General features: G+C 64.9%; 5 protein-coding genes. 1 reads left to right on the top strand and 4 read right to left on the bottom strand.

Features of this window, described 5'->3' with window-relative positions; genetic code table 11:
• Positions 1–174: 174 nt before the first annotated feature.
• The 4 genes from FHR21_RS20555 to FHR21_RS20540 all read right to left on the bottom strand — a co-directional run bounded on the left by FHR21_RS20555 (position 175) and on the right by FHR21_RS20540 (position 3,306).
• Positions 175–696 carry a methylated-DNA--[protein]-cysteine S-methyltransferase gene (locus FHR21_RS20555; protein WP_184101795.1) on the bottom strand — a complete coding sequence of 174 codons (522 nt, stop codon included), beginning with the start codon at positions 694–696 and terminating at the stop codon, positions 175–177.
• Positions 697–1,060: 364 nt separating this feature from the next.
• Positions 1,061–2,248, bottom strand: coding sequence for a PQQ-dependent sugar dehydrogenase (locus FHR21_RS20550; protein ID WP_184101793.1), 1,188 nt, complete (start codon positions 2,246–2,248; stop codon positions 1,061–1,063).
• Positions 2,249–2,449: 201 nt separating this feature from the next.
• On the bottom strand, positions 2,450–3,082 hold the full coding sequence (locus FHR21_RS20545) for a sigma-70 family RNA polymerase sigma factor (protein WP_184101791.1): 633 nt from the start codon (positions 3,080–3,082) through the stop codon (positions 2,450–2,452).
• Positions 3,079–3,306, bottom strand: a complete 228-nt coding sequence (locus FHR21_RS20540) for a NepR family anti-sigma factor (RefSeq protein ID WP_246427377.1) — start codon at positions 3,304–3,306, stop codon at positions 3,079–3,081. Before FHR21_RS20540 ends, FHR21_RS20545 begins: the two co-directional genes overlap by 4 nt.
• 335 nt (positions 3,307–3,641) lie before the next feature.
• Between FHR21_RS20540 and FHR21_RS20535 the strand changes: the two genes are divergently transcribed.
• Entirely contained in the window at positions 3,642–4,259 is a 618-nt protein-coding gene (locus FHR21_RS20535) for a sigma-70 family RNA polymerase sigma factor (protein ID WP_246427376.1), read from the top strand.
• Positions 4,260–4,863: the final 604 nt, after the last annotated feature.

The following is a 4,863-nucleotide window of genomic DNA, read 5'->3' as shown; positions in this document are numbered from 1 at the left end:
GCACCAAACAGCTTTCCCCATAGCTCAGCCCATGACCACCGCGGTTCGGGCACCGAAGACTTTCCGACGCCTGGCGGCGTCCGAAACTCTAAACGAGACCAGACGGACCGCTTTCCCCGAATTACAGCGAAAATCGGTCAATCGAATTGATCCGCGCCGCCCAAAGTCAAGGTCCTAGAAATCGAATCCTTGCTGGGCCGGTGCCTCGGACGGCGCACCGGCCAACACGCCCTCGAGTTCAAGCATCCGGGCTTTCGACAGGGACCCGCCGGGCGCCGAAAAGCCACCGATCTTGCCGCCCGCGGCGGTGACGCGATGGCAGGGGACGATCAGCGGGACGGGATTCCTCGCCATCGCCTGCCCGACATCGCGCGCAAACTCCGGGCCGACGCCCAGCGCCTGGGCGATCGCGCCATAGGTGGTTGTCTCGCCCCAGCCGAGTTCGCGCACGTGATCATAAACCCGCGCGAAAAATGGGGTCTGCTCGCCGAGATCGACTGGCACCCTACGGAAGTCGACGCGCTCGCCCGCAAAATAGCGAATGACGGCGTCGATGATCGCCGCCACCTCCGCCGGCGGTTCGCCGCGCACGGCGCCGGGCAGGCGGCGTTCGATGGCGCGCCCGGTTTCACGCCCGGTCGACCCGGGCAAGCGCAAGGCCGTGATGCCGACCCCGTTCCAGCCGATCGCCGCCATGCCGACGGTCGTTTCGAAAAGCTGATAATGGTTTCGGCCGCCCACCGGCTACTCTCCGCATCGATAAGCCTGGGATATAGGGGCATTTCGGCCCGAAACCATATCGCCGACCGGCCGCTGCGCCCGAAATACTAGCCATTCAGAGATCGCGGTCTAGCGGCAACTTTCGCCAGATCAAGTCCGCGATCATCCTTTCAAACAAGACCTGATCCCCGGCGAAAGCCGAGGTTCGGATGGCGCGCCCCGTCATCGCATGGGTCCCGGCCTCCGCGGGGGATCGCCTTGCTTCTTGTTTCAAGGGTTTAAACGCCGATCAAGCCTGTCCCAAGCTTGTCGAAGGGACCGGGGTGACGAAAGGGCAGGCTCAGCCCTTCGGAACCAGCTTCACCAGCTTGCCATCCTTGCCGTCGGTCAGCAACCACACCGAGCCGTCTTCGTTGACCTCGACCTCGCGGATACGGATGCCGAAATCCCAGCGGTCGGCCTTGTGCAGCGCATCGCCGTCCACGGCCATGCGGATCAGCCCCTGGCCCGACAGTGCCCCCATCAGCAGGCTGTTCTTCCAGCCGGGATAGAGGTCGCCGCCGTACCAGGCGAGCCCCGCGGGCGAGATCGACGGGTTCCACCACAGCTTGGGCGCGTTGAACTCGGGACGGGTCGGATGGTCGGGAATGGCCTTGCCGTCATAATGGTCGCCGTTCGACACGATCGGATAGCCGTAATTGGCACCGCGCTCGACCAGATTGACCTCGTCGCCGCCCTTCGGCCCCATCTCCTGCTGCCACAGCTTTCCCATCCCGTCGAAAGCGATGCCGAGCAGGTTACGATGGCCGAGCGACCATATCTGCGCGGTCACGCCACCTTTATCCGCGAAGGGATTGTCGGCGGGAATGCTGCCGTCGGGCTTCAGCCGGATGACCTTGCCCAGATTCTGGCCCATGTCCTGCGCCGGGTCGAACTTCTGCCGCTCGCCCGAGGTGATGAAGAGATATTGGCCGTCGGGCGAAAAGGCGAGGCGGTGCGAGAAATGACCGCGCCCCGGCACCTTCGGGTCCTGCTTCCAGAGGATTTCCAGCCCCTCCAGCTTCGGCGCTGGACCATCGACCAGCTTCGCCTTACCCACGACGGCGCCGAACGTGTCGCCCGTCCCGGCCTCGACCCAGCTCAGATAGACGGTGCCGCTCGCCGCGAAATCGGGGGCCAGGATCACGTCGCCGAAGCCACCCTGGCCGCCATAGGCGACCGTGGGGGCGCCCGCGACATCCAGCGTCGCGCCGTCCGCCTGCCACAGTTTCAGCTTGCCCGCCCGCTCGGTGATCAGCGCCCGCGTCCCGCCGGGCAGGAAGGTCATGGCCCAGGGCTCGGCGAAGCTGGCGACGTCCTGCACGGTGAAGGGTGCGTCGGCCAGCGGAGTCGCGGGCTGGTCGCCGGAGGTGTCGAGCGCGGCGGTATCGGCTCCGTCGCCCGATTGCGCCTGGCTCGGCTGGCTGCCGCCCGAACAGGCCGCGACGACGAAGGCGGCGGACAGGGCGAAGGTGGAAAGTCGCTGCATGGGGAGGTTCGCCTTGCTGGGAAGGAGGGACGCATATTTTGCCGCGGGTGCGGGGCAAAGTCGAGGGGAGACCGGAATTCGGCGGCGACGCCGACTGAATCGGAAAAAGGGCCATTCCCTGTCTCGTCACCCCGGATCACGTCCGGGGTGACGAAGAAAGCAAGATCACGCGCCTGCTTTGGAACTGGGCCGCCATCCGTCTTAACGCCCCGCCCCCCGCCGCGCCGCGATTTCGTCGACGCTATCCATGATCGCGTCCATCGCCTCGCCAGCCGGCGGTGCCTCGGCGCGCTTCTGCGAGAATTGGCCGTTGGTCATGATCTCGTCCAGCGCGGTGCGGGCGCGCGAAACGCGGCTCTTCATCGTGCCCAGCGCGCAGTCGCAGATCTGCGCCGCCTCTTCATAGGACATGCCCCCCGCCCCGACGAGAATCAGCGCCTCGCGCTGGTCCTGCGGCAATTCCATCAGCGCGCGCTGCAGGTCGGCCATCTCGCCCGAATTCTCCTGGCTCGCCGGTGTGGACAGGGTGCGCTCGACCGCGACCTCGTCATAATCGCCGTGAAACTTGTTGCGGCGCATCTGCGACAGGAAGGTGTTGCGCAGGATCACGAAGGTCCACGCCTTGATCGACGTCCCGCGCTCGAAGCGGTCGCGCGACGCCCACGCCTTGACCATCGTGTCCTGGGTCAGGTCGTCGGCCAGATCGGGATTGCCCGACAGGCTGCGGCCATAGGCGCGCAGATGGGGAATCACCCCGGCCAGCAGGGCCTTGAACTCGTCGTCGGACAGACTCTTGTCCGCCGGCGGCTGCATCGCAGCGCTGGAACGGGTCATTCGGGGCGTTTCTGATCGAGCTGGGACAGGAGGTCGAGCATGCGATCGGGCAGTTCCTCGGCAACGATGTTGCCATAGATCATGCGCAGCTTCGCGCTGACCGGCTCGGGCGACTGGCGCCCGGTCAGCCGGCGATGCCACGCATCGCTTCCCACGCGGGTCAGGCCCGGGCCGATGCGCGACGACGCATCGGCGAGCGGTCGCACCATGCCGTTGCCGTTCATCCTGTTTTCGCCGTGTGTTGCCATGGTCCAGCAACGACAGAATGGACCGCAAGTTCCCCGCTGCTGCGATTTTCGAGCCAAAGCGTTGCCGCGAAGCCACAGTGGCATCGCGATTCAGGCTAATTCAGGTTAGCGCGCGATCCGCAACAAGCGGCTAGGACCGGGTGGCGCCAGCCATTGGAAAGGGGCCGAATGCCGTCGGGAATCCATGTCGGTGCGGACATAGGGACAGGGCCGGACGACGCTTCCGCTTTGCTTTGTCCGATCGAACGTCTAAGCATCGTTGCAATGAGTATTTCTTCCGCGGCGCCTCTGCCTATGGGTCCACGCCGACCATGACGAGCGAGACGACGCCCCAGCCGCTCGACGATACGAGCTTCAAGCGCGAACTGGCCGCGATGCTCCCGCACTTGCGCGCTTTCGGGCGCAGCCTGACCGGCAATGCCGACCTTGCCGACGATCTGGTCCAGGAAACGATGCTCAAGGCGTGGAAGGCGCGCGCGCAATATATCCCCGGGCCGTCGAGCATGAAGAGCTGGGCCTTCGTGATCCTGCGCAACTGCTTCCTGTCGCAGATGCGGCGCAAGAAATTCACCGCCGATTACGACGAGATCGCCGCCGAGCGGTTGCTCGTCGCGCCCGACGCGCAGGACGACAGCCTGCACCTCGCCGACGTCCAGCGCGCGCTGATGATGCTGCCGGTCGATCAGCGCGAAGCGCTGGTACTGATCGGTGCCGGCGGTCTCAGCTACGAGGAAGGCGCGGCAATCTGCGGCTGCGCGGTCGGCACGATGAAAAGCCGCGTCTCGCGCGCCCGCGCCGCGCTGCAGGATATATTGGAGGGCGGCGAGATGCCGCTGCGCAGCGAGGACGAACTGCCCGCCAGCGACGCCTTCGCCGCGATCATGGGCAAGGTCGACGACCTCACCGCGAACGGCCCCGCCGGGGACTAGGCGGCGTGGGCCAATTCGATGGACCGATATTGGCTGTAACCCGGCGGAAAGCGGCCCGTCCGGACACGACCGATAGGCGATGATCGGCATTTCATAACCTTGTCATTCCCGCGAAAGCGGGAATCCAGAGCGTGCGCCGGCTGACCCCACACTGGATTCCCGCCTTCGCGGGAATGACGAAGGTGGGGCATGGCCGCTCCCCACCCCAAAACCGCCACACGGTAGGCTCGGCCGAGAACCGCAGTGGCATAGTGCTGGCGACAATATCGCGCGGTAGGGGACAACGGAGGATGGCGCGCCACGACGGGCGAAGACGAGCATTACATCTTCGCTATTGTTCGCTAGGTCGCGCATCTGCGGATTTATCCGAAGACCCGCGCGAATATTATTTTGATGGCGCCCGGCGAAATCTGATCGGTGAATCTGACAACGATTATGGCCAGCAAGAGCAATCCGCTGAGCCAAAGCGCGACTTTTGCCAGTCTAAACGATAGCGCCATTCTATCAGCACTGTCAAACGGCGTTCAAAAGGGACCCCCGATCGGCGTCGAAGAGGGACCCCCTTTTTGGATATGATGTTGGTTTGTTGAAGATGGCCTTGCGC

This window comes from Sphingopyxis panaciterrulae, from assembly GCF_014199295.1.
In the GTDB taxonomy this organism is placed as follows: Bacteria; Pseudomonadota; Alphaproteobacteria; order Sphingomonadales; family Sphingomonadaceae; genus Sphingopyxis; species Sphingopyxis panaciterrulae.
Note: the sequence above shows the minus strand (reverse complement) of the source record. Positions and strands in the feature narration are given on the sequence as shown.